At 70.2% G+C, this 22074-nt stretch carries 21 protein-coding genes and 1 riboswitch; of the genes, 7 read left to right on the top strand and 14 right to left on the bottom strand.

Annotated features, from left to right (window positions below):
* Positions 1-3 precede the first annotated feature (3 nt).
* From ACGH52_RS25680 to dasA, 3 genes are all read right to left on the bottom strand, one after another.
* Positions 4-834 carry a carbohydrate ABC transporter permease gene (locus ACGH52_RS25680; RefSeq protein ID WP_059300650.1) on the bottom strand — a complete coding sequence of 277 codons (831 nt, stop codon included), beginning with the start codon at positions 832-834 and terminating at the stop codon, positions 4-6.
* Positions 831-1817, bottom strand: a complete 987-nt coding sequence (locus ACGH52_RS25675; protein WP_059300651.1) for a carbohydrate ABC transporter permease — start codon at positions 1815-1817, stop codon at positions 831-833. Before ACGH52_RS25675 ends, ACGH52_RS25680 begins: the two co-directional genes overlap by 4 nt.
* Positions 1818-1905: 88 nt before the next feature.
* Positions 1906-3183, bottom strand: a complete 1278-nt coding sequence (dasA, locus tag ACGH52_RS25670; RefSeq protein WP_059300652.1) for a N,N'-diacetylchitobiose ABC transporter substrate-binding protein DasA — start codon at positions 3181-3183, stop codon at positions 1906-1908.
* Between the two features lie 454 nt (positions 3184-3637).
* Here dasA and ACGH52_RS25665 point away from each other — a divergent pair, with 454 nt between their 5' ends.
* From ACGH52_RS25665 to ACGH52_RS25640, 6 genes are all read left to right on the top strand, one after another.
* The gene (locus ACGH52_RS25665) at positions 3638-4402 is read left to right on the top strand and encodes a GntR family transcriptional regulator (RefSeq protein WP_003973740.1); all 765 of its coding nucleotides are present in this window, start codon (positions 3638-3640) and stop codon (positions 4400-4402) included.
* A gap of 157 nt (positions 4403-4559) precedes the next feature.
* The gene (locus tag ACGH52_RS25660) at positions 4560-4847 is read left to right on the top strand and encodes a DUF3311 domain-containing protein (RefSeq protein WP_193777723.1); all 288 of its coding nucleotides are present in this window, start codon (positions 4560-4562) and stop codon (positions 4845-4847) included.
* Positions 4844-6454, top strand: a complete 1611-nt coding sequence (gene mctP / locus ACGH52_RS25655) for a monocarboxylate uptake permease MctP (protein WP_171987382.1) — start codon at positions 4844-4846, stop codon at positions 6452-6454. Before ACGH52_RS25660 ends, mctP begins: the two co-directional genes overlap by 4 nt.
* A 72-nt stretch (positions 6455-6526) precedes the next feature.
* Positions 6527-7033 (top strand): GNAT family N-acetyltransferase, encoded by a 507-nt coding sequence (locus tag ACGH52_RS25650; protein ID WP_399942658.1) that lies wholly within the window; start codon positions 6527-6529, stop codon positions 7031-7033.
* A gap of 60 nt (positions 7034-7093) precedes the next feature.
* Positions 7094-7253: riboswitch (cobalamin riboswitch) on the top strand.
* A gap of 120 nt (positions 7254-7373) precedes the next feature.
* Complete coding sequence (locus ACGH52_RS25645; RefSeq protein ID WP_399942655.1) at positions 7374-9749, top strand: ribonucleoside-diphosphate reductase subunit alpha; 2376 nt, start codon at positions 7374-7376, stop codon at positions 9747-9749.
* Positions 9749-10780: a ribonucleotide-diphosphate reductase subunit beta gene (locus tag ACGH52_RS25640; protein WP_059300656.1), complete on the top strand. Its 1032-nt coding sequence runs from the start codon at positions 9749-9751 to the stop codon at positions 10778-10780. Before ACGH52_RS25645 ends, ACGH52_RS25640 begins: the two co-directional genes overlap by 1 nt.
* Here ACGH52_RS25640 and ACGH52_RS25635 read toward each other — a convergent pair.
* Positions 10693-10938, bottom strand: a complete 246-nt coding sequence (locus ACGH52_RS25635; protein ID WP_076976213.1) for a hypothetical protein — start codon at positions 10936-10938, stop codon at positions 10693-10695. The two genes, ACGH52_RS25640 and ACGH52_RS25635, sit on opposite strands and share 88 nt — an antisense overlap.
* Before the next feature lie 92 nt (positions 10939-11030).
* Here ACGH52_RS25635 and ACGH52_RS25630 point away from each other — a divergent pair, with 92 nt between their 5' ends.
* On the top strand, positions 11031-11999 hold the full coding sequence (locus ACGH52_RS25630; RefSeq protein ID WP_399942651.1) for a GlxA family transcriptional regulator: 969 nt from the start codon (positions 11031-11033) through the stop codon (positions 11997-11999).
* Between the two features lie 15 nt (positions 12000-12014).
* On the opposite strand, the gene ACGH52_RS25625 is transcribed toward ACGH52_RS25630, so the two are convergent.
* The 10 genes from ACGH52_RS25625 to ACGH52_RS25580 all read right to left on the bottom strand — a co-directional run bounded on the left by ACGH52_RS25625 (position 12015) and on the right by ACGH52_RS25580 (position 22067).
* Entirely contained in the window at positions 12015-13391 is a 1377-nt protein-coding gene (locus ACGH52_RS25625; RefSeq protein ID WP_059300658.1) for a cytochrome P450, read from the bottom strand.
* Positions 13388-14473, bottom strand: coding sequence for an epi-isozizaene synthase (gene cyc1, locus ACGH52_RS25620; protein ID WP_399942647.1), 1086 nt, complete (start codon positions 14471-14473; stop codon positions 13388-13390). The genes ACGH52_RS25625 and cyc1 overlap by 4 nt, the downstream gene beginning before the upstream one ends.
* A gap of 269 nt (positions 14474-14742) precedes the next feature.
* Positions 14743-15393, bottom strand: coding sequence for a peptide deformylase (def, locus tag ACGH52_RS25615; RefSeq protein WP_059300659.1), 651 nt, complete (start codon positions 15391-15393; stop codon positions 14743-14745).
* A 127-nt stretch (positions 15394-15520) separates the two neighbouring features.
* The gene (locus ACGH52_RS25610) at positions 15521-16501 is read right to left on the bottom strand and encodes a hypothetical protein (protein WP_059300660.1); all 981 of its coding nucleotides are present in this window, start codon (positions 16499-16501) and stop codon (positions 15521-15523) included.
* Between the two features lie 113 nt (positions 16502-16614).
* Positions 16615-17880, bottom strand: a complete 1266-nt coding sequence (locus ACGH52_RS25605) for an HD-GYP domain-containing protein (RefSeq protein WP_210974714.1) — start codon at positions 17878-17880, stop codon at positions 16615-16617.
* A complete protein-coding gene (locus tag ACGH52_RS25600) occupies positions 17877-19202 on the bottom strand; it encodes an HD-GYP domain-containing protein (RefSeq protein WP_399942643.1) in 1326 nt (441 codons plus the stop codon). Before ACGH52_RS25600 ends, ACGH52_RS25605 begins: the two co-directional genes overlap by 4 nt.
* Before the next feature lie 118 nt (positions 19203-19320).
* Complete coding sequence (gene rsrA, locus ACGH52_RS25595; RefSeq protein ID WP_059300663.1) at positions 19321-19635, bottom strand: mycothiol system anti-sigma-R factor; 315 nt, start codon at positions 19633-19635, stop codon at positions 19321-19323.
* Positions 19632-20315: an RNA polymerase sigma factor SigR gene (gene sigR, locus ACGH52_RS25590; protein ID WP_059300664.1), complete on the bottom strand. Its 684-nt coding sequence runs from the start codon at positions 20313-20315 to the stop codon at positions 19632-19634. Before sigR ends, rsrA begins: the two co-directional genes overlap by 4 nt.
* 278 nt (positions 20316-20593) lie before the next feature.
* Positions 20594-21250, bottom strand: a complete 657-nt coding sequence (locus ACGH52_RS25585) for an alpha/beta family hydrolase (protein ID WP_399942640.1) — start codon at positions 21248-21250, stop codon at positions 20594-20596.
* Between the two features lies 1 nt (position 21251).
* Positions 21252-22067 carry an SOS response-associated peptidase gene (locus ACGH52_RS25580; RefSeq protein ID WP_121702863.1) on the bottom strand — a complete coding sequence of 272 codons (816 nt, stop codon included), beginning with the start codon at positions 22065-22067 and terminating at the stop codon, positions 21252-21254.
* Positions 22068-22074 lie beyond the last annotated feature (7 nt).

Raw genomic sequence — 22074 nt, 5'->3', positions numbered from 1 at the left:
GTGCTATCCCTTCACGGCACCGGCGGCCAGGCCGCTGACGGCCTTGCGCTGGAGGTAGACGAAGAGGATCAGGATCGGGATGGCGAACAGGGAGGAGGCGGCCATGGTCGCGCCCCAGTTGTCGCCGAAGACGGTCTGGAAGCTGGTCAGCCACAGCGGCAGGGTCTGGGACTCCGCCTCCTTGTTGACGACCAGGACGAGCGGCAGCTCGTTCCAGGCGGTGATGAAGCCGAACATCGAGGTGGACATCAGGCCCGGGGCGAGCAGCGGCAGGATGACGCGGCGGAAGGCCTGGGTCCGGGTGCAGCCGTCGACCATTGCGGACTCCTCCAGCTCCCTCGGCACGGCGGCGACGAAGCCGCGCAGCGTCAGGATGGTGAAGGGCAGGATCATCATCATGTAGAAGAGCGTGAGCGGCACCAGGCTGTTCAGCATGGACGCGTCGCGCACGATCATGTAGATCGCGATGACCATGACTTCCCAGGGCGCCATCTGGGCGAGCATGAAGCCGATGATGAAGCCGCGCCGTCCCTTGAACCGCATCCGCGCCAGGGCGAAGGAACCGGCCAGCGCGATGATCAGCGAGAAGACGACCGCGCAGACGGTGACGATGAGCGAGTTGCTCACGTACGTCCAGAAGTGGTCGGCCTCGGTCGCGGTCTTGAAGTGCTCGAAGGTGATGTCGGTCGGGAACCAGACCGGATCCTCCGAGATGATGTCACCGGCCGGCTTGAAGGCCGTGGCGAACATCCAGTAGACGGGGAAGACGAGGCCGATGAACAGGACGACGGCCGTGACGTTGGGCCACACGCGGCCGAAGAGCGAGCGCTTCACAGCTCGTCCTCCTCTTGCTTGAGCACGATCCTGAGGTAGTACGCGGTCAGGCCGAGCAGGATCAGGATGGTCAGGACCGCGATCGCCGCACCCATGCCGTAGTGCTGGTTGCCGACGCCCTCGATGTAGGCGTAGACGGGCAGGATCTCGGTGAGACGGTCGGGCCCGCCGCCGTTGAACGTGTAGACCTGCACGAACGCCTTGAAGATCCAGATGACCTCCAGGAACGTCGTCGCGTAGAGGAACGGACGCAGGAACGGCAGGGTGACCGAGGTGAAGCTGCGCCACGCGCCGGCCCCGTCGAGGGCGGCGGCCTCGTACAGCTCGCCGGGGATCGTGGTGGTCGCCGCGTACAGGTTGATCGCGACGAACGGGACGGACATCCACACGATCAGCACGGTGACGACGAAGAAGGTCGAGAACTGGCTGCCGGTCCAGCTGAAGTCGGCCATGGAGTGCCAGCCGAGCTTGTCGAGCACCCAGTTGACGACGCCGAAGCGCTGGGCGAAGAGCCACTGGTAGACGGTGGTCGCGGCGACCACCGGCATGGCCCACGCCAGGACCAGGCCCATCATCAGCACGAACCGCATCGCCCTGCCGAGGCGGGCGAGCAACAGGCCGATCAGACCGCCCAGCACCACGGTGAGGATGACGTTGACCGCGGTGAAGATGATGGAGCGGAGGGTGACGCGCCAGAAGTCCTCGCCGGTGAGGACCTCCTTGTAGTTGTCGAAGCCGGTCCACTCGGTGACGTGCTGGATCAGCTGCGCCATGTTGAGGTTCTGGAAGGACAGCAGGCCGTCCTTCAGCAGCGGCCAGCCGAGCAGCAGCACGGTGGCCGCGGCGGCGGGCAGCAGCAGCAGATACGGGGTCAGCGCGCCGACGCGCGACGCAACTCTCGCTCTCGGCCCGCCGGTTCCCCCACCGTCCGCCTTGCGGACGTCCGACGGGCCTGAGGGCGGCCGTTCGGTCTGCACGGTCATGCTCGCGGTCTCTCTCTTCTCGACCTGTTCACCTCGACGCCGGGGCGGGGGCCGTCGTGTCGCAGCCCCCGCCCCGGCTCACCCGGTGCTACTGCTGCTGTGCCAGGCGCTTGTTGAACTCGCCCTCGACCTGCTTGGCGGCCTCGGCCGGGGACTTCCCCTTCATGACGGCCGTCAGGTACGTCTTGATCGGGTTCGGCTCGTTCTCGACCGCGGCCCACTCCGGGATCAGCGGGGTGGTGTCACCGGTACCGGCGGCCGGGGCGGCGGCCTCGGCGGCGGCGTTGCCCTTCAGGTTGCTCTGCAGCGCCTCCTTGTTCGGGATGACGCCGTTGGCCTTGGCCAGCGCGCCCTCGTACTTGTCGGAGAGCGCGAGCTTCAGGAACTCCTTGGCGAGGTCCTGCTTCTTGCTGCCCGCGGCGACGGCCAGGTTGGAGCCGCCGAGGAAGACGCCCTCGGGCTTGTCCGCCGTGGGGCCCGGGATGGTGAAGTAGCCGAGGTCCTTCTCGATCGCCGGGTTGGTGGTGATCGCCGTGGCGCCCTCCCAGCCCATGCCGATGAAGGCGCCGGTCTTGCCCTTGGCGAAGATCTCGCCCTGCTGCGGGGTGGCCTCGTCCTTGTCCTTGGGCGCCTTGGAGAGCGCCTGGAACTTCTTGTAGGTCTCGGTGGCGGCGGCGACCTTCGGGTCGGACAGGTTGGAGACGTACTTGTCGCCGTCCTTCTTGACCAGCTCACCGCCCTCGCCGATGACCAGGCCCACGAAGTGGTACCAGTTCTGGCCGGGCAGGTAGATCGGCTCGGCGTCGGTCTTCTCGCCGATCGTCTTGAGGTCGTTGTAGAAGTCGTCGCGGGTCTTGGGCAGTTCCTTGATGCCCGCGTCCGCCCAGATCTTCTTGTTGTAGACGACGACGCGGTTGACCACGAACCACGGGGCCGCGTACTGCTTGCCGTCGAAGACGGCGGACTTGTTGAGGGACTCGGACCAGTCGGTGCCGATCTCGCTCTTGAGGTCGCTCAGGTCCGCGAGGCCGCCGGTCTTGGCGTAGGCGGGGGTCTGGGTGTTGCCGATCTCGAAGACGTCGGGCGGGTTCTCCTCGGAGAGGGCGGTGGTCAGCTTCTGCTGGATGCCGTTCCACTTCTGGATCTCGAACTTGACCTTGGCCTTGGTCTTCGCCTCGAAGTCCTTGGCGAGGTCCGCCTGCCAGTCGTCCGGCGAGGAGCCGTCCATCACCCACACGGTGAGCGTCTCACCGGCGTAGCCGTCGGCGCCGGCCTTCTTGCCGTCGTCGTCGCTGTCGCCCCCGCACGCGGCGATCGAGACCATCATGCCCGCGATACCGATCGCGGCTATAAGCTTGCGCTTCACGCCAACCCTCCTCAGGGATGCCACACAACCCCCCTGCCTCCCCGCGGTTGCTCGTCGACGCGGACCGCCCATGGGGCCGGGACCTGGACCAATGGTGTAGACCAGTACGGGGAGCTTGGCCCAGACCAATAGGCCTGTCAAGGGTGTTCAAACCCAGGCCCCGCGTCCGTGATGGGACCGAGATATGCAGGGACCTTTCATTGCGCAAGCGACAGATCGGGCGGACCGGGACCGGGTGTACCACCCCCCACCGAATGACGTGCGGGGACGGCTGCGAACGCGCGTACCAGCGGTGTCTGACCGGCCTGTGGACTAGACCAAGGGTGTTCCCGCGGGTATACAGAGGGGATCACGGAGCGTGCGGGGGCCATCCCGGCACCAAGCCGTGCCACGATGTGAGCCGTGGCCGACAGGGATAGCGGTCGCTTCGGCACCGGAGCCGGGAAGGCAGAGCATGAGCACCGACGTCAGCAGTGCGGAGAACGAGGGTGGGGCGACCGTCCGTACCGCGCGCGTGCCCAAGTACTACCGTCTGAAGAAGCATCTGCTCGACATGACCCGGACCCAGACACCGGGCACCCCGGTCCCGCCCGAGCGCACCCTCGCCGCCGAGTTCGACACCTCGCGCACCACCGTGCGCCAGGCCCTTCAGGAGCTGGTCGTCGAGGGCCGCCTGGAGCGCATCCAGGGCAAGGGCACCTTCGTCGCCAAGCCCAAGGTGTCGCAGGCGCTGCAACTCACCTCGTACACCGAGGACATGCGGGCCCAGGGGCTCGAACCCACCTCGCAGCTGCTGGACATCGGCTACATCACCGCCGACGACCGCCTCGCCGGACTGCTGGACATCACGGCCGGCGGCCGGGTGCTGCGCATCGAGCGGCTGCGCATGGCCAACGGCGAACCGATGGCGATCGAGACCACCCACCTCAGCGCCAAGCGCTTCCCGGCCCTGCGCCGCTCCCTGGTGAAGTACACGTCCCTCTACACCGCGCTCGCCGAGGTCTACGACGTCCATCTCGCCGAGGCCGAGGAGACCATCGAGACCTCCCTGGCCACCCCGCGCGAGGCCGGTCTGCTCGGCACCGACGTGGGTCTGCCCATGCTGATGCTCTCCCGGCACTCGCAGGACCGCACCGGTCAGCCGGTGGAGTGGGTGCGCTCGGTGTACCGGGGCGACCGCTACAAGTTCGTGGCCCGCCTCAAGCGGCCCCAGGACTAGACCCCGCCCCGGCGCATATCCGGCATACCTTTCCGCGCGCGGGCGCGAAGTTGCAGTTGAGGACCGATATACGGACGAGGTCTTCCGCTGTCTTGACACCGTCACCTACATTTCGTGCGCACTGCACGAGGTGATCAGCGAGGGGACGGAGCCGCGCATGCCAGAAGACACAGAAGTGAGCACAGGGCCGGTGGTGACGCCGGTGCGCGTCGTCATCGGGTTCTGTCTCGTCGCACCGTTCGTCGCCATGCTGTGGGTCGGTTCGTACTCGAAGACGGACCCGACCTTCATCGGCATCCCGTTCTTCTACTGGTACCAGATGGCCTGGGTGCTGATCTCCACGTTGCTGACGATGACCGCGTACAAGCTGTGGCAGCGCGACCAGCGCGGACGCGCCGCCCACTCCGCCGCCCCCTCCTCGCCCAAGGGCGGTGAGCCGCGATGAACGACGGCGTGAACGGCGTCGCACTCGCCGTCTTCATCTTCTTCTTCGTCCTCGTCACCGCCATGGGCTTCCTGGCCGCCCGCTGGCGCCGGGCCGAGAACGAGAACAGCCTCGACGAGTGGGGCCTCGGCGGCCGCTCGTTCGGCACCTGGGTCACCTGGTTCCTGCTCGGCGGCGACCTGTACACGGCGTACACCTTCGTGGCCGTCCCCGCGGCGATCTACGCGGCGGGCGCGTCCGGCTTCTTCGCGGTGCCGTACACGATCCTGGTCTACCCGCTGATCTTCACCTTCCTGCCCCGCCTGTGGTCGGTCTCGCACAAGCACGGCTACGTGACGACCTCGGACTTCGTGCGCGGCCGGTTCGGCTCCAAGGGCCTGTCGCTGGCGGTGGCCGTCACCGGCATCCTGGCGACCATGCCGTACATCGCGCTCCAGCTGGTCGGCATCCAGGCCGTGCTCGACGTGATGGGCGTCGGCGGCGGCGAGGACACCAACTGGTTCATCAAGGACCTGCCGCTGCTGATCGCCTTCGGCGTGCTCGCGGCGTACACGTACTCGTCGGGGCTGCGCGCGCCCGCGCTGATCGCGTTCGTGAAGGACACGCTGATCTACATCGTCATCGCGGTGGCGATCATCTACATCCCCATCAAGCTGGGCGGGTTCGACGACATCTTCGCGTCGGCGAGCGACAAGTTCACCGAGACGGGCGCGGGCGGAGTGGTACCGAACGCGGGCGGCCAGTGGACGTACGCGACCCTGGCGCTCGGTTCGGCGCTCGCGCTCTTCATGTATCCGCACTCGATCACCGCCACGCTGTCCTCGCGCAGCCGTGAGGTGATCCGCCGCAACACCACGATCCTGCCGCTGTACTCACTGATGCTGGGCCTGCTCGCGCTGCTCGGCTTCATGGCGATCGCGGCCGGGGTCAAGGTGGAGAACGGCCAGCTGGCGATCCCGCAGCTGTTCGAGACCATGTTCCCGGACTGGTTCGCGGGCGTGGCCTTCGCGGCGATCGGCATCGGCGCCCTGGTCCCGGCGGCGATCATGTCGATCGCGGCCGCGAACCTGTTCACCCGCAACATCTACAAGGACTTCATCAAGCCCGACGCCACCCCGGCGCAGGAGACGAAGGTCTCCAAGCTGGTGTCGCTGCTGGTGAAGGTGGGCGCGCTGGTCTTCGTCCTGGGCATGGACAAGACGGTCGCGATCAACTTCCAGCTGCTGGGCGGCATCTGGATCCTGCAGACCTTCCCGGCCCTGGTCGGCGGCCTGTTCACCCGCTGGTTCCACCGCTGGGCGCTGCTCGGCGGCTGGGCGGTCGGCATGGTCTACGGCACGGTCGCCGCCTACGGTGTCGCCTCGCCGACCCAGAAGCACTTCGGCGGCTCCTCCGACGAGATCCCCGGCATCGGCGAGATCGGCTACATCGGTCTCACCGCCTTCGTGCTGAACGTCCTGGTCACCGTGGTCCTGACCTTCGTCCTGAGGGCGGCCAAGGCGCCCGACGGCGTCGACGAGACCAAGCCGAGCGACTACACGGCGGACGCCGGCGACCCCGGCGTCCAGGTGGAACTGCCGCCGGCCACGGCGGGCAGCTCGCACTAGCGGCGCCACGTCAGCGGGCCGTCGGAGAAATCCGGCGGCCCGTTGTCGTACCCGTCGGGCACACTCGGCGTCATGGACTTCGTGATCCGGCGGGCGAGCGCCGAGGAGTACGACACCCTCGGCGAGATCACCGCGCAGGCCTACTTGGGCGACAACCTCCTCGACTTCGGGGCGAGCGACTCCTACCTGGAGGAGCTGCGCGACGTGGCCAAGCGGGCCGCGGCCGCCGAGGTGCTGGTCGCCGCGGCGGGCGCCCAGGTGCTCGGCGGCGTGACCTTCGTGCCGTCCGGCGGCCCCATGGCGGACATCGCGCGTCCCGGCGAGGCCGAGATACGCATGCTCGCCGTCGCCCGCGAGGCACGCGGCCGCGGGGCCGGCGAGGCCCTCGTGCGGGCCTGCGTCGACCGCGCCCGGTCCGTGCCGGACTGCGCGGGCGTCGTGCTGTCGACCCAGCGCGCCATGCACACCGCCCACCGCCTCTACGAACGCCTGGGCTTTTGCCGCACCCCCGCCCGCGACTGGAACCCCCTGCCGGAGCTGGACGACATCATGCTGCTCGCCTACGGGCTGACGCTCTGACGCCAGCCCAGAGCGACACCTGACGCGCCGTCCGGACACAACATCTGGGGGTGCTCGCGTCACCCGGCACAAGATGTATGCTCGTGCTCGCTGTCGCCGCAGGGGAATCCGGTGCGAATCCGGAACTGTCCCGCAACGGTGTACTTGCGTGCATCCGTACGTCTTCACGTGCGCGCACGCCTGTCCAGTCCGAGGACCTGCCGACAGTGCGCCCGGCCGCCTTGGCCCGGGTGCCATGACGTCCGGGCCTCGTGGAATGGGCCGGTGGACGCGACGCCGTGCGCGCTCGTGAGCCCCCTGCCCTCCGCCAGGCCCCGTGCCGAGCGAGGGAGTGCTCCACGTGACCATCGCGCCAGCCGATCCGGCTTCAGCGACCCCGGTGACGGCGACCGGGGAACCCGACGGACCCGGTGCCGCCCTGCTGCGGACCCTGACCGGGCTGACCGCCGACCTCCAGGGCGCCGACCCCGGCCGGGTGGCCGCCGCCGCGCTGCGGGGCCGGTCCGCCCATGCCGACGAGGCCGAGCTGCGCGAGCTGGCCACGGAGGCGGCGGCCGGTCTGATCTCCGAGGACCCGGTCTACTCCCGGCTGGCCGCCCGGCTGCTGACCATCGGCATCCGCGCCGAGGCCGCCTCCCAGGGCGTCGCCGCCTTCACCGACTCGGTCGCCACCGGCCACCGCGAGGGCCTGATCGCCGACCGCACCGCCGCGTTCGTCCGGCTGCACGCGGCCCGCCTGGACGCGCTGATCGACCCGGACGCCGACGACCGCTTCGGCTACTTCGGGCTGCGCACCCTCTACAGCCGCTACCTGCTCCGGCACCCCATCACCCGCAAGCCCGTCGAGACGCCCCAGCACTTCCTGCTGCGGGTCGCCGCCGGACTCGCCGAGGACGACACGGACCGCGCGGTGGACGAGGTCGCCGCCCTGTACGGCCTGATGAGCCGCCTGGACTACCTCCCCTCCTCCCCCACCCTCTTCAACTCCGGCACCCGGCACGCCCAGATGTCGTCCTGCTACCTCCTGGACTCCCCCAAGGACGAGCTGGACTCCCTCTACGACCGCCTCCACCAGGTCGCCCGCCTCTCCAAGCACGCCGGCGGCATCGGCATCGCCTACTCCCGCGTCCGCGCCCGGGGTTCGCTGATCCGCGGCACCAACGGACACTCCAACGGCATCGTCCCGTTCCTGAAGACGCTGGACGCCTCGGTCGCCGCCGTGAACCAGGGCGGCCGCCGCAAGGGCGCCGCGGCGGTCTACCTGGAGACCTGGCACGCGGACGTCGAGGAGTTCCTGGAGCTGCGGGACAACACCGGCGAGGACGCCCGCCGTACGCACAACCTGAACCTCGCGCACTGGGTCCCGGACGAGTTCATGCGCCGGGTGGACGCCGACGGGACCTGGTCGCTGTTCTCCCCCGCCGACGTGCCGGAGCTGACCGACCTGTGGGGCGAGGAGTTCGACGCGGCCTACCGCAGGGCCGAGGAAGCGGGGCTCGCCCGCAAGTCGCTGCCCGCCCGTGAGCTGTACGGCCGCATGATGCGCACCCTCGCGCAGACCGGCAACGGCTGGATGACCTTCAAGGACACCGCCAACCGCACCGCGAACCAGACCGCGACCCCCGGCCACGTCGTCCACTCCTCCAACCTCTGCACGGAGATCCTGGAGGTCACCGACGACGGGGAGACGGCGGTCTGCAACCTGGGCTCGGTCAACCTCGGCGCCTTCGCCGACCCCGCGAGCGGCGACATGGACTGGGCGCGCCTGGACGCCACCGTCCGCACCGCCGTCACCTTCCTGGACCGGGTCGTCGACATCAACTTCTACCCGACCGAGCAGGCGGCCCGCTCCAACGCCCGCTGGCGTCCGGTCGGCCTCGGCGCGATGGGCCTCCAGGACGTCTTCTTCCAGCTCCGCCTGCCCTTCGACTCCCCCGAGGCGAAGGCCCTGTCCACCCGGATCGCCGAGCGGATCATGCTCGCCGCCTACGAGACCTCCGCCGACCTCGCCGAACGCGGCGGCCCCGCCCCGGCCTGGGAGAAGACCCGTACGGCCCAGGGGGTACTGCACCCGGACCACTACGACGTGACGCCCGCCTGGCCGGAGCGCTGGGCCGCGCTGCGCACGCGGATGGCGACGACCGGGCTGCGCAACTCCCTGCTCCTGGCCATCGCGCCGACCGCGACCATCGCCTCCATCGCCGGTGTCTACGAGTGCATCGAGCCGCAGGTGTCCAACCTCTTCAAGCGCGAGACGCTGTCCGGGGAGTTCCTCCAGGTCAACTCGTATCTGGTGGACGACCTCAAGCGGCTCGGCGTGTGGGACGCCCGCACCCGTGAGGCGCTGCGCGAGGCGAACGGCTCGGTGCAGGGCTTCTCCTGGATCCCCGAGGACGTGCGCGCGCTGTACCGCACCGCCTGGGAGATCCCGCAGCGCGGCCTGATCGACATGGCCGCCGCCCGCACCCCGTACCTCGACCAGGCCCAGTCGCTGAACCTGTTCCTGGAGACGCCGACCATCGGGAAGCTCTCCTCGATGTACGCGTACGCCTGGAAGCAGGGCCTGAAGACCACGTACTACCTGCGCTCGCGCCCGGCGACCCGGATCGCCCGCGCCGCGGCCCGAGCCGCCACCGCCGCCGTCCAGGCGGCCCCGGACCCCGAAGCGGTCGCCTGCTCCCTGGAAAACCCCGAGTCCTGCGAGGCCTGCCAGTAATGACCACCGAGACCCCCGCGAACGCCACCACCAAGAACCTGCTCGACCCGGGCTTCGAGCTGACCCTGCGCCCCATGCGCTACCCGGACTTCTACGAGCGCTACCGGGACGCCATCAAGAACACCTGGCACGTGGAGGAGGTCGACCTCCACTCGGACGTCGCCGACCTCGCGAAGCTCAGCCCCATGGAGCAGCACCTGATCGGCCGGCTGGTGGCCTTCTTCGCCACCGGCGACTCGATCGTCGCGAACAACCTGGTGCTGACCCTCTACAAGCACATCAACTCCCCCGAGGCGCGGCTGTACCTGAGCCGCCAGCTCTTCGAGGAGGCCGTCCACGTCCAGTTCTACCTGACGCTGCTGGACACCTACCTGCCCGACCCGGAGGACCGCGCCGCGGCCTTCGCGGCCGTGGAGAACATCCCGTCCATCCGGGAGAAGGCCGAGTTCTGCTTCAGGTGGATGGACTCGGTCGAGTCGATCGACCGCCTGGAGACCAAGGCCGACCGCCGCCGTTTCCTGCTGAACCTGATCTGCTTCGCGGCGTGCATCGAGGGCCTGTTCTTCTACGGCGCCTTCGCCTACGTCTACTGGTTCCGCAGCCGGGGCCTGCTGCACGGCCTGGCCACCGGCACCAACTGGGTGTTCCGGGACGAGACCATGCACATGTCCTTCGCGTTCGACGTCGTCGACACCGTGCGCAAGGAGGAGCCGGAGCTGTTCGACGACCAGCTCCGGGAGCAGGTCACCGACATGCTGCGGGAGGCCGTCGAGGCCGAGCTGCAGTTCGCGCGCGACCTGTGCGGTGACGGCCTCCCGGGCATGAACACCGACTCCATGCGGCAGTACCTGGAGTGCGTGGCCGACCAGCGCCTGACTCGCCTCGGATTCGCCCCGGTCTACGGCTCCGAGAACCCCTTCTCCTTCATGGAGCTGCAGGGTGTTCAGGAGTTGACCAACTTCTTCGAGCGGCGTCCCTCGGCGTACCAGGTGGCGGTGGAGGGCACCGTCGACCTGTCCGAGGACTTCTGAGTCTCCTTTCCCCGGCCCCTCTCCTCCTGGGCCTCCCTGATCTGGCGGTCGATGCGCCGCTCGCGCACGATGCCGATCACCGAGGGGAGGATCATGAGGACGAGGAGCCCGAGCGTCGCGAGCATTCCGACAAGGCCTTCTATCTGGTTTCCGGTCATGACACCACTGTCGCGTCGGATGCTCCTTACCGTCAGTGGCAGGACTGCCGTAGGGCCTCGATTTCCTGCCACTGACGAGGCACACTGGCGGCATGTTGCGGAACGTGGCCGCCGTCCTGCTCGACGGCGCGCACCCCTTCGAACTCGGCGTGATCTGCGAGGTCTTCGGCATCGACCGGAGCGACGAGGGCCTGCCCGGGTACGACTTCGCGGTGGTCTCGGCGGAGGGCCCCACGCTGGGCACCCACGTCGGCGGGCTGACCGTCTCGACGCCGTACGGTCTGGAGCGGCTGGAGGAGGCCGACCTGATCGCGGTGCCGGCGGGCAGCGACTTCGTCCGCCGGGAGTACCCGCCCGAGCTGCTGGACGCCCTGCGCAGGGCGACGGACCGGGGCACGCGCGTGCTGAGCGTGTGCTCCGGCGCCTTCGTGCTGGGCGCCGCCGGGCTGCTGGACGGGCGCAGGTGCGCGGTGCACTGGCACCACGCGGCCGAGCTGGCCCGGCAGTACCCGCGGGCCGAGGTGGCGCCGGACGTGCTCTACGTCGACGAGGACCCGGTGATCACCTCCGCCGGGACCGCCGCCGGCATCGACGCCTGCCTGCACATCGTGCGCAAGGAGCAGGGGCCGGAGGTCGCCAACCGGATCGCCCGGCGCATGGTGGTGCCGCCGCACCGGGACGGCGGGCAGGCGCAGTACATCGAACGCCCGCTGCCGCGCTCCTCCTGCGACACCGTCGGCGAGGTGCTGGCCTGGATGGAACAGCACCTCGACGAGGAGGTCACCGTCGAGCAGCTGGCGGCCCGGGCGCACATGTCCCCGCGCACCTTCGCCCGCCGCTTCCAGCAGGAGACGGGGACGACCCCCTACCGCTGGATCCTGCGCCAGCGCGTGCTGCTGGCGCAGCATCTCCTCGAGGCGACGGACGAGACGATGGACACGATCGCCTGGCGCACCGGTTTCGGCACGGCGGCGGCCCTGAGGCACCAGTTCACCCGGGCCCTGGGCACCACCCCGCACGCCTACCGGCGCACGTTCCGGGGCCCTCGGGCCGCCGCCTGATCCGTCCCCGTCGGGTCACCGCGCCACGGGCCTGACCAGCAGGTCGTGCGGGCGCAGCGTGATGCCGACCCGGACCGCGTCGTTGGAGCCCGCCACCTGTTCGAAGCGGTACTTGGTGGCGAGCGCGGCCGTGATCAGCGTGAGTTGCGCCATCGAGAAGTGATCGCTGGGGCACTTACGCTTGCCCGCACTGAACGGCTTCATGGCGTATTTCGGCACATTCTTCGCGCGTTCCGGAAGCCACCGGTCGGGGTCGAACTCCAGGTTGTCGTCGTACGACTTCGGATCGCGTTGGATTGCGTACGGGCTGTAGATGATGTCCGCACCGGCCGGAATGCGATAGCCACCGAGTTCGCTCTCGGCCACCGCGCGCCGCGTCAATACCCATACGGCGGGGCGCAAACGCATCGCTTCCACGATGACATTGCCGGTGTGCGTGAGGCTGCGGACGTCCTCGAATGCCACGGGACGCCCACCGGTGACCGCTTCGACTTCGTCGCGTATGCGGTCGGCATGTTCCGGATGGTCGGCAAGTGCCTGGAGCAACCACATGATCGTGGAGGCGATGGTTTCACTGCCGGGGGTGAGTATCGCGACCACCTGGTCGTGGATCTCCTGTTCCCCGATCGGGTCGCCATTGTCGTCCTTCGCCTCCAGCAATGCCGTGAGCAAATCGTCCGGCTTTTGACCGGATGCGCGGCGCTCGGCGATGATCTCGTCGACCAGCAGATGCAGATCGGCCAACGCGTCGTTGAATTGGCGGTTGGCCGGAAGCGGCAGCCGGTACAGCGGTCCGAGCGGGACCACCATGCGCCGGTACATGCCGCGGAAGACGGTGGCGAGCGCGACGCACAGCCGCTCGGCCCGCTCGTCCATGTACTGCCCGCGCAGCAGGCAGCGGGCCGCGACGCGCACGGCGACCCGGAAGGACTCGGAGGTGGCGTCGACGGTCCGGCCCGGCTGCCAGCGCTCGGTGAGCGCGTGCGCCTCCTCCTCCATGATCGGCCCGTAGGCGGGGATGGCGTCGAGCCGGAACGCAGGCTGGATGGTGCGCCGCTGGCGCCGGTGGAGCGGGCCGTTGGCGGTCGCCACGCCCTCCTTGCCGAGCAGGCCCTCCAGCGACTCCCACAGCGGGCCGGCTATGTGGTAGTCCGGGCTCAGGGCGAGGGCGCCGGTCAGCTCCGGGTTCGTGACCGCGTAGACGGTCTTCGGGCCGAGCTTGATGCGCACGATGTCGCCGTGGTCGCGCAGCTGGGACATGAAGGCCAGCGGGTCGCGGGCCAGCCTCCAGCCGTGGCCGAGCAGCGGTACGCCGCCGCCCGCGACGGGCGGTTCGCGCAGTTCCGGCGCAACCGGTGCCTGCGTCTCGGGGTTGACGGACTCGACGGTCATTTCTCACCTGCCGCTTCGTTGTTGACGTACGGGGGCGTGGACCGGTCGTCCCAGCTGTCGACCATGTAGCGGCCGGACTCGTGGTGGAACCAGTAGACGGAACTGAACCAGTTCCGCATATTGCCGACGTTGGCCCGTACGGCGCCGCTCAGTTCCTTTCCGCGTACGGTTCCGTCGGCGAGTTCGTCGGCGAACCGCAAGGCGTCCTGCTCCACGGCGAGGAATTCGGTGATGCAGTCCTCGACGCGTCGCCGGACTTCTTCGATTGCTTCTTCCAGGGTGAGTGAATGGTGGGTGATGAGACTGATTCCGAGATTGTGGACCTCGTCGCCCGCTAATTCCTTGGGCAGTGAGCAGAGGTCGTTGTACCAGGCGGCGAATTCCTGACTCAGCAGCGCCGCCCGGTGATATGCCGGGTGTTTCCGTACGGCGTCGGGGAGTTCGCAGCCGGAACTCGGCTCCAGCAGGTCGGTCCAGATCCAGTGCGCGAAGGTGAGCCGGCGCAGTTCGAGGTACTCCTCGACGCCGGGCACGATTCCGCGGGTGCGGTTGTGGAATTCCCGGTCGTACGCCTCGATCACCGCGTGGAAGTGCCGGGCGAACCGGGCGTTCCAGGTGGCCGGCAGGAAGGCGTAGAGCCGCCGCACACTGTCGGCGAACCCGGCCACCAGCGTGTCCTCGTGGTGCAGGTGGTCCCCGGGTGAGTCGAGTGCCGTGTGCAGCCGACCGCGCAGCCGCCGCCAGGCGCCGGCACGGCCGTGGACGATGTCCCGGTCGTGCCGGTCGTCCCAGACGAAGAACCACGCGCTGTAGTCCGCTATCGCCTGCATGACCTCGTCGGGGGCGCCCAGGTAGTAGCCCGCCATGAGGTCCGTGTAGCACAGGCCATCGGCATATTCCGTGACCTTGTCCGCCGGCATGAGCCGTTTTTCCAGCAGCCAGGTGCGCGTTGTCTGCTGGAGCCTGGGCCAATACGGGTGCAGTTGCCGGGGAAATGCCGTCTCGATCACCGGGAGACGGAGCGATGGCGGTACTGCGATCGCGGTCGGTGTCGCTGTGGTGCCGTGTGGGAAAGCATGCACGAACAAACCCCTCTCAGCCGCCGGTGGCGCACCCCTCTCGCTGAGCGGGGCGTGCGCCGTTGCGTATCCCCGCACTTCCCATTCAGCACCACAACTGACCGTTCTGGGAACGGATTTGCTCCATTCACTACCCCTCGATGCCGGAATTCTCCTGTTGTGTGGCGGCTTTCCATCGACGAACGCAGACGCGCACAGACGCACGGCGCCCGCTCGGGGAAGACCCGAACGGGCGCCGTGCGCAAGGGAGCTGTGTGACCGGTGAGGCGGTGTCAGTCGTTCGCGACCACGGGGTAGCGCGGCTCGTTCTCGGCCATCTGCCGCAGCGCGTCCTTGCGTTCGCGCTTGGAGAGCCGGTCGATGTACAGGTACCCGTACAGGTGGTCCGTCTCGTGCTGCAAACACCGGGCGAAGTACCCGGTGCCGCGCACCTTGACGGCGTTGCCCTTCTCGTCCTGCCCGGTCACCTCGGCGTAGTCGGGGCGGGCGAGCGGCGCGTAGGCGGTCGGCACGGACAGGCAGCCCTCGTTGCTGTCGTCCAGGCGGCGGCGGTCGGCCGGCAGCTCGACCAGCTTGGGGTTGCAGACCACGCCGACGTGGCGGACGCCCTCGTCGTCGGGGCAGTCGTAGACGAAGACCTTCTTGGAGACACCGATCTGGTTGGCGGCCAGGCCCACGCCCTCGGCGGTGCGCTGGCTGGCGAACATGTCGGCCACCAGCTGCTGGAACTCCGCGCCGAAGTCGGTGACGTCCTCGCACTCCTTGTGCAGCACCGGGTTGCCGACCACCGTGATCGGGCGCGAGGTGCCGCGCCCGCGCCAGTCGGCCTCACGCTCCTCGCAGTCCTGGGTGTCGACGACGAAACCCTCGTCGTCCACGGGGAGCACGCCCGGGTGCTGCTGATCGGTGTCCTGCTGGGCCATGACCGACGTATGCCTTCCTGGATGAAACAGGGGTGGATGCTGATACAGGGTACGGGGAGAGCGCCCCGGAAAGGGGCGCGAGGAACTGCGCGACCAGCCACGACGTAGCCGCACTCGTAAGAAGATCTCAGCAGACCTCTTCCAGGTCCCGCCAGTCACGCGAGTCCGGACTGTCGGCCACCCACCCGTCCAGCAACCCCTTCACCAGCCCCGCCGGCGCAGCCACCCCGCACTCCCGTTCCGGCACCCACAGCTGCCCGTCGGTGCGGTGCCCCAGCGGACCGGGGTGTCCGGGTTCGCTGTGGTCGTGCGGGTCGAGGTGCTCGCCCTCGCCCTCGTCGGACGGCATCCGGGACTCCGAGCACATCCGGCACAGCAGCCGCACGGAGGACGACCAGTCCTCGGCGGCGAACCCGGCGTCGGCGGCCAGCTGCTCCAGGGCGTCGCGGTCGGCCTCGGTGGCGGCCTCCAGGAGGACGACCCAGGTGGGCACGGGTGAGGGCGCCCACAGCTCGATCTCGTCGAAGACGGGGTAGGAGTGCCCGGCGCTCGTCGTCCGCTCCCCGTGCGGCACGCCGTCGTGCAGGACGACCTCGCCCCAGCGCCGCCCGGAGGACGGCAGCGGGATGGACAGCACCTCGACGCGGGCGGGGTCGAGCCGCCGCCCCCACACCACCTCGGCCTCGCCCTCCGGGGAGAGCCGTACGGCCGCGCTGCCGAGGTCCATGCCGAGCGGCTCACCGGCGTCCGTGGCGTCCCCGGGCGTGCGCAGCCCGTAGGCCTGCCAGGCCCGGCGGGCCAGCGGCCAGTCCTGGAGGGCGGTCGCGGCGATGCCGACGTTCCACCAGTCGGGGGCGCCGGTGTCCCGGTCGAGCAGCGCGACGGCCCGCAGACCGGCCGCCCTGGCCTGCTCCCAGTCGTGCCGGAACTTGTGCAGCAGCGCCAGGTTGAACCAGGACTCCGACAGCCAGGGCTCCAGGTCGGCCGCCCGGGTCAACAGCGCACCCGCGTCCTCGTAGCGACCGTCGCCGATCAGCGTGAACGCGCGGTCGGTGGCCTGCCGCCAAGAGGCGGAGGGCCGGTGCCGTGCCTTGCCGAAGATCCTCACGATTCCCGCCTGCCAGTTCCGTTCAGTGGGCTGGCTGTGCCTTTCGCGCCCCCGGACACCCTCTCCCGGGCATCAAACCACGTACGGCTGTAGAGGCGCTCATTACCCATGGGTTACCCAGCCGCGGGCTCGGTAAGGCTGCTCCGGGAAAGGACCCGGGCCAGTGCTTCCACCACCTCGGGAGCGTAGTCGCCGGCGGTGGCCAGACGCAGCTCCTCCAGCGCCGTCAGGACGCCGCCCGGGCCCGCGTCCCGCGCCTTCTCCTCGTAGGCGTTCACGACCCGCACGATCCGCGCGGCGACCGGCTGCTCCCGGCAGGGGTCGGCCTGCCGCTCCACCACCACCGCGACCGCCGCGTCGACGCCGGTCTGGCGCACGACGGCCCCGCCGAGCAGCGCGATCCGCCGCTGCTCACTGACGGGCAGGCTTGCGGTGGCTCCGGCCGGGACCGGGTCGACCAGGCTCAGCTGGCCGATGTCGTGCATCAGGGCCGCGTACTCCAGCACGGTCAGCTCGGCCCCGGACAGCCCCAGGTCCCGCCCGACGGCCACGCCGAGCCCGGCGACGCGGCGGGCGTGCCCGGCCGGGGTGTATCCGGCGATCTCGGTGGCGCGGGCCAAGGACGCGATGGTCTGCCGGTAGGTGGCCCGGACGGCCGCGTACCGGCGGTAGGAGAGCTGGGCGAGCAGCAGGGGCACGCAGAAGACGGGCAGCGCCCACAGACCCGCGACGCTCACCGCGAGCGCCATCACCGCGCCGGTCGCGCACACCGCCGACGTGATCCCGACCATGCCGCGCAGTTCCTCGCGCAGCAGCGGTCCGAAGGGCCACCCGGTGCGCGCGTGCGCGGGTGCCGCGGCGAGCACGGCGTCGCACAGCGTGGTCAGGGCGAGCAGCGCGACCAGCAGCAGCGCGTGGGCGGGGCCGCTCCAGTCGTCGAAGGCGCCCTGGTTGGACAGCGGTCGGAAGCACACGGCGGCGAAGCCGACGGTGAGCACCCGCCGCGCCAGATGGTCCAGGACGGGCCCGCGGCCGCGGGCGACGTAGGGCACGCTGCCGAGCAGCGAGGCGGCGAGCACGACGGTGACGGTCTGGGCCACACCGTGGTGCGCGGGCTGCCCGGCGACGTCTCCCAGCAGTGCGTACGCCAGCGCGCCCGCGGCCCCGAGCGGGGCGGACTCCCGCGCCTCGGCACCACTGCGCCGGGTCAGCTCACCGAGCACGACCAGCCCCCCGAAGGCCAGCGCGACGGGCCGCTGCGCGGTCCCCGACCCCAGCACGGCGGCGAGACAGCCGAGCGCGAGGAGCCCGGCGCAGCCGGGTACGAGGAGCACGGCGGCAGGCGGCGGGGACTGGGCCGGCGGCTGCGGGGGCGTCACGGCGCCCCCCTGCCGACGCTGTCCCGCGCCCCCTCGCCCCGGCCCGGTGCCGGTTCGGCGGGGAGGCCGGGCGGGCCGTCCGCCGTGACCGAGGGGCGCCAGCCGTGGCGGCCGAGGGCGTGCACCAGCGCCCGCACCATCCGCGGGTCGAACTGCCTCCCGGCACACCGCTGGAGCTCCTCCAGGGCCGCCGCGACCGGGCGTGCCCTGCTGTAGGAGCGCGTGGAGGTCATCGCGTCGAAGGCGTCGGCGACGCCCACCACACGGGCCGACTCGGGGATCCGGTCCCCGGCCAGTCCGTAGGGGTAGCCGCTGCCGTCCAGCCGTTCGTGGTGGTGGAGGACCGCGGCGCGGGCCTCTCCCAGGAAACGGATGCCGCGCACCATCTCGTGCCCGTACTCGGGGTGCAGTTCGATCACCCGGCGCTCCTCGGGCGTCAGCGGCCCGTCCTTGCGCAGCAGCCGGGTGGGCACGCCGAGCTTGCCCACGTCGTGCAGGATCCCGGCGAAGCGCAGGGTCTCGACGCGCTCGTCGTCCATGCCCAGCTCGCGGGCGATCATCATGGAGGCCTGGCCGACGCGTTCACTGTGGCCGCGCGTGTAGCCGTCCTTGATGTCGACGGCCTGGACCAGGGCGCGGATCGTCGCCTGGTGCGCGGCCCGCTCGCGGTGGTACTGGGCGAAGGCCCACCACGCCACGCACATCGGCAGCAGGACGAGCAGCGCGGCCACCGGACCGTACGGGCTGCGCCACAGGACGGCCATCATCAGCCCGGCGAGCCCGTGCACGGCGATCGGCGCGAGCGACCGGGAGAGCAGCCCCCGCCACGCCCGGCCCGGCGGCACGTGGTCGGCGAGGGTGAGGATGCCGCCGTCCAGCACCGCGAGCACCAGGCAGAAGGCGAGTACGCCGGCCCCGGCCGGCACCAGGGCGTACGGGAAGGCGGGCTCGACGACCGCGTCCCGGCCGCCCAGCCGCCAGTGGACGCAGGCGGCGGCCCACACGGCGAGGGTCAGCTGGGCGGCCCGCCACAGGCGCCGCAGGCCGAAGGGGCGTCGCGGCACCGGGGACAGCAGGGCCCCGGGCAGGGCCACGAGCGCCGCGGCGGGCGGCGGCAGCAGGAAGGCACCGGCGAGCAGGACGGGATAGCAGGTCCCGACGAAGCGGGACCGCGCGACGAGTTCCGAGCCCGCGTACAGTCCCGCGAGCATCAGCACCGCCCACCAGGGCGCGTGCACCGAGGGCAGCGGGCGCAGGCAGAGCAGGGCGGCGAGGGCGACGACGGTCACGTAGACACGCGCCCGCGCCGGTACCGCGTCCATGAGCCCCTCCCCCGGCCACGTCTGTCAGGCTCCGGAGCCTAGGACGGCGGGGGGAGGCCGCGGGCAGATAACCCGCGGATTAGCACGTACGAGTGACGCGGGCCGCACTCGGGCCGGCTCAGGACTCCTGCGGAGCCGACGACGGCGCGGCCGTGACGTCGTGTTCGGGCACGGACTGCCCGGACCGGATCAGGTCCAGCCGTCCCATGACCTTGGCGCGCAGGTCACCCGGCACGTCGTCCTGTCCGCAGCACCGCTTGACCAGCTTCTTCACGGCCTGCTCCAGCCCGTACTTCTCCAGGCAGGGCGAGCACTCCTCGAAGTGGTGCTCGAACTTCACGCAGTCCGAGTCCGGCATCTCTTTGTCGAGAAACTCGTAGAGATGATCGAGGATTTCGCTGCAATCCGTCTCGTGCGGCTCTCCGCAGCTCATGACCCCGAGCCTTTCGCTTCGTTCGACTCTCCGGCGCCGGCGGGGACCAGGCCGCGGTCGCGGGCGTAGTCCTCCAGCATGCCGCGCAGCTGACGGCGTCCACGGTGCAGGCGGGACATCACCGTACCGATGGGTGTCCCCATGATGTCCGCGATCTCCTTGTAGGCAAAGCCCTCGACGTCCGCCAGATACACGGCGATACGGAATTCCTCGGGGATCGCCTGGAGCGCCTGCTTCACGTCCGAGTCGGGCAGGTGGTCGAGCGCCTGCGACTCGGCGGAGCGCAGACCCGTCGACATGTGCGACTCGGCCCGTGCGAGCTGCCAGTCCTCGATCTCCTCGGCCGCGCTGCGCTGGGGTTCGCGCTGCTTCTTGCGGTACGAGTTGATGAAGGTGTTGGTGAGGATGCGGTACAGCCACGCCTTGAGGTTGGTGCCCTCGCGGAACTGGTGGAAGGACGCGTACGCCTTGGCGTAGGTCTCCTGCACCAGGTCCTCGGCGTCGGCCGGATTACGTGTCATGCGCAGCGCGGCCGAGTACATCTGGTCGAGGAACTCCAGCGCGTCCCGCTCGAAGCGCGCGCTGCGCTCCGCGGTCGACTCCGCGTTCGTACCCCGGCCCTCGGGCTGCTCCGCCTGGCCGTGTTCGGTCCCTGCGTCGGTCCCAGTGACCGGACCCACCTCCTCCAGTGACGTCGTGAAACCGAGAGCGGTCTCACTCGAATCGGAGGATAGACGACCTACGGTCGGGGACGCTTGCCGATCCGGTCCGCCCGCCGCACGAATAGGGGCGGTCTTGGCAGCATGCAGCACGGTCCAGTCCAGGTCGGCGCGGCTGCTGCGACTCGGGCAGAAGGCTGAACCCATGCGGCGGACTTCCTCTCCTACGGCGTCGGTGCTGATTCTCAGCAACGTACGCACCGCACAACAGTGGCCGCCCGCCGGTCATTCCCGGGCGTTCAGCCGAGTGAGCCGGTCCACTTCAGGACGCCGTCGGTGATCAGTTCCAGCGCCTCCTCCTGGCCGATCCCGGCCCGCTTGGGCACGGCGAAGCCGTGGTCGCCGTACGGCACCTCGATGAGGTCGTAGGTCCCCGCGGGCGCCTCGGGGAACTCCGGCGGCCTGCCGAAGGGGTCGTTGCCGCCCTGGACGACGAGGGTGGGCACCCCGGCCCCGAGCAGCTCGTCGGCGCGGGACTTCTCCGGCTTGCCCGGCGGGTGCAGGGGGAAGCTGAGGGCGAGGACGGCGTGGGCGCCCAGTTCACCGGCGGTGCGGCAGGCGACGCGGGCGCCGGCGCTGCGGCCGCCCGAGATCACCGGCAGGCCCGGCGCGGCGAGCGCGGGCCAGACGCCCCGCCAGCCGGTGTCCAGGGTCTTCGGCGCGGGCGCCAGCTTCTTGCCGGCCACCCGCCAGGGCTGCTCGACCAGGGCGACGCTCACCCCGTGGGCGGGCAGTGCGGCCGCCAGGGCCTTCAGGTCGCGCGCCTCGATGCCGCCACCGGCACCGTGACTCACGGCGAGGACGAGCCGGGGCCGCCGCGCCGGGTGCCAGGTGATGCGGGCGGGGCCCGCGTCGGTGTCGACGATCTCGCTGGATTCGCTGGTGTGGCTGGTCACGTCAGAAGAGTGTGCCCTCTTCCGGTGCCTCCAGCTCCTTGAGCAGCTCCGGGCCGTTGTTGCGGACGTTGCTCACGGCCGTGGAGACGGGAAAGGCCCGCATCAGCCCGGCGGGCGGGGGCGCCAGCAGGGAGGTCAGCTCGTCGGGGTCGGTGCGCGCCGGGTCGAGCCAGTCGTCCCAGCGGTCCGGCGTCAGCATCAGCGGCATCCGGGGGTGGATGTCGCCCAGGGCGTGCGGGCCGCCGGCCGGGGCGACCGCGAGCGGCGTGGTCTCGGCCTCGGTGGTGATCACCGAGCACGTCACCCACCAGGCCTGCGGGTGGTCGTCGGGGAGCGTCTTGTCCCGCCAGAACTCGTAGAGCCCGGCCATGGCGAACACGGAGCCGTCGGCGGGGGTCACGAAGTACGGCTGCTTGCGGGGCCGCTTCTTGCGCCCCTCGACCTCCAGGTCCCGCTCCTGCTTGCCGGTGACCCACTCGTAATAGCCGTCGGCGGGCAGGATGCAGCGCCGGGTGCTGAAAGCGCGGCGGTAGGAGGGCTTCTCGTGGACGGTCTCCGCGCGGGCGTTGATCATCCGGGCGCCGCCCTCGGGCGTCTTGGACCAGGACGGGACGAGGCCCCACTTCAGCTTCCGCAGCTGGCGAACCGGCTTCGGGTCCTCGACGTCTTTCAGGGGACGGTCCAGGACGGCGTAGACCTCCTTGGTGGGAGCCACGTTGTAGTCGGGCTCCAAGCTCTCCTCGGGCTCCCACTTCTCGATCTCGAAGACTCCCGCGAGATCCTCGGGTCGACGACTCGCCGCATACCGTCCGCACATACGTGCC

This window comes from Streptomyces sp. BBFR25 (genome assembly GCF_044590125.1).
Lineage (GTDB): Bacteria > Actinomycetota > Actinomycetes > Streptomycetales > Streptomycetaceae > Streptomyces > Streptomyces canus_D.
The sequence above is the reverse complement of the archived record's forward strand: the minus strand, read 5'-3'. Positions and strand labels throughout refer to the sequence as shown.